We start from the raw sequence: 3,891 nt of genomic DNA, 5'->3' as shown, positions 1-3,891 counted from the left end.
CACCCGCATCGAGCTGCGCCAGATCGGCGTGCGCCATGAGACGCAGATGATCGGGGCCATAGGAAACTGCGGCCAAGTGTGCTGCTGCCGCCGCTTCCTGCGCAAGTTCGCCCCGGTGACCATCAAGATGGCCAAGGAGCAGAACCTGTTCCTGAACCCGGCCAAGATCTCGGGCATCTGCGGGCGGCTTTTGTGCTGCCTGAGCTACGAGCAGAAGGGCTACGAGGAATTCCACAAGCAGTGCCCCAAGATCGGCAAGCGCATCCAGACGCCCATCGGCTCCGTGAAGGTGCTGCGCGCCAATTTCTTCAAGAAATCCATTTCCGTCTGGGTGGAGGACGCGGGCGAACGCGAGTTCACCCTGGACGAATGGAAGGACATGCTGAACCGCCAGCCGGGCGACGCCCCGGCCGAGCCCAAGACCGAGCCCCAGGCTTCCGAAGGCCAGGGCCGCCAGGGCAGAGGCTCCGGACGCGTGTCCACGGGACGGCCTTCCCGGCCGGAGCGCGGGCAGAGGCCTGAACGTTCCGACAAGCCTGAAAGATCCGAGAAAACGGACAGGCCCGACAAGTCCGACAGGCCTGACAGGACGGAGCGGTCCGAGAGATCTGAGCGCCCTGCCCGGCCTGAACGTGCCGAACGTCCCGAACGTGGGGAACGCCCCGAACGGGGAGACCGGCCGGAGCGCGGCCCTGAACGCGGTTCCGAGCGCCAGGGCGGCGGCCCGGCACGGACGGAGGGCGACCCGCGCCCGGACGCCCAGCCCCGCGCCGAAGGAGGCGAGGGCGAAGCCCGCGAACGCACGCGCCCCAGGCGCAAGCGCCGCAAGAGCAAGGGACCCAAGCCCGCGCAATAGGCCGGGCGGGATATCATCACGAGGCACCATCAGCGCCGAACACGCGCATGACCGCGGCCCCAGGCCGCAGAGGGCCGGGCGGACAGCCGACTGCGGCGCCGCCCGGCACACGCTTTCCAAGGAGTAGCCACTTGAGCCGCTTTTTCGTCACCACCCCCATTTTCTACGTCAACGCCAAGCCGCACCTGGGCCACGCCTTCACCACCATCCTGGCGGACTCCATGGCGCGCTTCCACTCCCTCATGGGCGAGGAATCGTACTTCCTCACCGGCACGGACGAGCACGGCGACAAGATCGCCAAGGCCTCAGAGGCCGCGGGCCAATCGCCCAAGGAATACGCCGACCAGATCAGCGGCCTGTTCCGCAACCTCGCGCCTGTCCTTGGGGCCAAGCCCAACCAGTTCATCCGCACCACCGACCCGGAGCACATCAAGTGCGTGCAGAAGGTGTTGCAGAAGGTGTACGAGAGCGGCGACATCTATTTTGGCGAGTACGGCGGGCACTACTGCTTCGGCTGCGAGCGTTTCTACACCGAGAAGGAACTTGTGGACGGCATGTGCCCGGACCACAAGACCAAGCCGGAATACATCGCGGAGAAGAACTACTTCTTCCGCATGTCCAAGTACCAGAGCTGGCTCATCGAGCACATCAACGAGCACCCGGAGTTCATCCGTCCCGCGCGCTACCGCAACGAGGTCCTAAGCCTGCTGGAGTCGGGCGCGCTTGAGGACCTGTGCATCTCGCGCCCCAAGAGCCGCCTCACCTGGGGCATCGAGCTGCCCTTCGACCCGGACTTCGTGTGCTACGTGTGGTTCGACGCCCTGCTGAACTACGTCAGCGCCCTGGGCTACCCGCGCGGCGACAAGTTCAAGAAGTTCTGGCCCGCCGCCAACCACATCGTGGCCAAGGACATCCTGAAGCCCCACGCCGTGTTCTGGCCCACCATGCTGAAAGCCGCGGGCATGACGCCCTACCAGTCGCTCAACGTGCACGGCTACTGGCTGGTGCGCGACACCAAGATGTCCAAGTCCCTGGGCAACGTTGTCGAACCCAAGCGCATGGTGGACACCTACGGAGCCTCGGCCTTCCGCTACTTCCTGCTGCGCGAGATGGCTTTCGGAAGCGACGCCTCCTTCACCGAGGAAGCCCTGGTGGGCAGGCTCAACGCCGACTTGGCCAACGACCTGGGCAACCTGTTCAACCGCGCCCTGGCCATGACGCACAAGTATTTCGAGGGCAAGGTGCCCAGCCCGGCCGAGGAGTTCCAGGAGGATGCCGAGCTGAAGCATCTGGGCCTTGAGGCCATGCAGGGCTTCCAGGAGAACTTCGCCGAGTTCCGCACCGCCCGCGCCCTGGAGTCCCTGTGGGAACTCGTGCGCGCCCTCAACAAATACATCGACCAGACCGCGCCCTGGACCTTGTACAAGAACAAGCAGATGGCCCGCCTGGGCACCGTCATGTACGTGGTGCTGGAGCATATGCGCAAGGTCGCCGTGCACCTGTGGCCCGTCATGCCCGAGGCCAGCGTGAAGATGCAGGAGCAGCTGGGCATGCCCTTTGACCTGGACAAGCTCTCCCTGCCCAAGGAGCCCGAAGTCTGGGGCGTGCTGGAAAGCGGCGTGGCCGTGGCCCAGACCTCCAACCTGTTCCCGCGTGTGGAGCTGCCCGAGCCACGCCCCCGGCCCCCAAGGAAAGCCCCGCGCCGGAGGCCAAGAAGGCCAAGGCTGATAAAGCCCTCAAGGAGGCCGCCGCCCCGGCCGGACCGGCCGAGAATATCGAATTCGCCGACTTCCAAAAGCTGGATCTGCGCGTGGGCACCGTGCTGGAGGCCGCCAAGCATCCGGACGCCGACAAGCTGCTCATCGTCAAGGTCGCCCTGGGCGAGGCCGAGCCCCGCCAGATAGTGGCCGGGCTGGCCGACCGCTTCAGCCCTGAGGACCTCGTGGGCAAGCAGGTCGTCGTGGTGGCCAACCTGGCTCCGCGCAAACTGCGCGGCGTGCAGAGCCAGGGCATGATCCTGGTGGCCAAGGACGCCGAGGTGACGCGCCTTCTGACCGCCAGCGGCGCTGTCGACGACGGCGGCAAGGTGGCGTAGGCGCGACATAAAGAAGAAAACAAGAGAATAGCCGCCGGCGGCCAAAGGGCATGCGCCCTTTGGCATCCCTGTGGCGCAAAGGCCGTGTTCCGGTGGAAAAACCACCGGAGCACGGCCTTTGCGCTGGAAGGGGGTTAAGGAGACGTGGCGTTTCTGCCGAATTCGCCCGCCACGCGCCACTGCAAACGAAAGGGCTTGGGCGAGCATCGCTCGTCCAAGCCCTTTCGTTTGCCCTGCGGGTCCAGGGGGTGCATACCCCCTGGCGGGGTCCAGGGGCAGCGCCCCCTGTCTTCTACCCTCTCCTCAAATACGCCAGATATTCCTGATTGCCCTTCGGCCCCAGCAGGTCGGACGGGACCACCCCCACGAGCGTCAGCCCAAGCTCGGCGCGGCAGTAGTCCAGCACCAGCGAGACGGCTTCCTGCCTGTCCGGCTCGGACCGCACCACGCCCTTGTCCGTGCGCCCGGCGGGCAGCTCGAACTGCGGCTTGATGAGCAGCACCAGCTCGCAGGCGGGCTTTAGGAGTGTCAGGCAGCCGGGCAGGATGGCCGTGAGCGAGATGAAGGACACGTCGGCGGTGAGCACGTCGCAGGGTTCGGGAAAGGGCGAGTCCGGGCCGACGGGCGGCGGGGTGCGCAGGTTCATGCGCTCCAGCACGACGACGCGCGGGTCGCTTTGCAGCTTCCAGTGCAGCTGGCCGTAGCCCACGTCCGCAGCGTAAACGCATGCCGCGCCGTGCTGCAGCAGGCAGTCGGTGAAGCCGCCGGTGGAGGCTCCGGCGTCCAGGCAGACCTTGCCTGTGGGGTCGAAATGGAGTTTTTCGATGGCCGTGAGCAGCTTGTAGCCGCCACGGCTGGCGAAGCGGTCCTGCCCGCGCAGCACGAATTCCGTGTCCGCCGGGAACTGCTGCCCGGGCGAGGCCACGGGCAGCTTCTCGCC

General features: G+C 66.3%; 2 protein-coding genes and 1 pseudogene. 2 read left to right on the top strand and 1 reads right to left on the bottom strand.

Translation table 11 applies throughout. The features are described 5' to 3' along the window. The coding region (gene ricT / locus VN419_RS06130) for a regulatory iron-sulfur-containing complex subunit RicT (protein ID WP_325645530.1) at positions 1-856 on the top strand (856 nt) is incomplete at its 5' end. 131 nt (positions 857-987) lie between these two features. Continuing rightward, a pseudogene (gene metG, locus VN419_RS06125) lies at positions 988-2,951 on the top strand (methionine--tRNA ligase). A gap of 292 nt (positions 2,952-3,243) precedes the next feature. On the opposite strand, the gene VN419_RS06120 reads toward metG, so the two are convergent. Then, positions 3,244-3,891: TlyA family RNA methyltransferase (locus tag VN419_RS06120; RefSeq protein WP_325645528.1), on the bottom strand; the 648-nt coding region annotated here is incomplete at its 5' end.

The organism is Humidesulfovibrio sp. (assembly GCF_035560995.1).
Taxonomy (GTDB): Bacteria; Desulfobacterota; Desulfovibrionia; order Desulfovibrionales; family Desulfovibrionaceae; genus Humidesulfovibrio.
The sequence above is the reverse complement of the archived record's forward strand: the minus strand, read 5'-3'. Positions and strand labels throughout refer to the sequence as shown.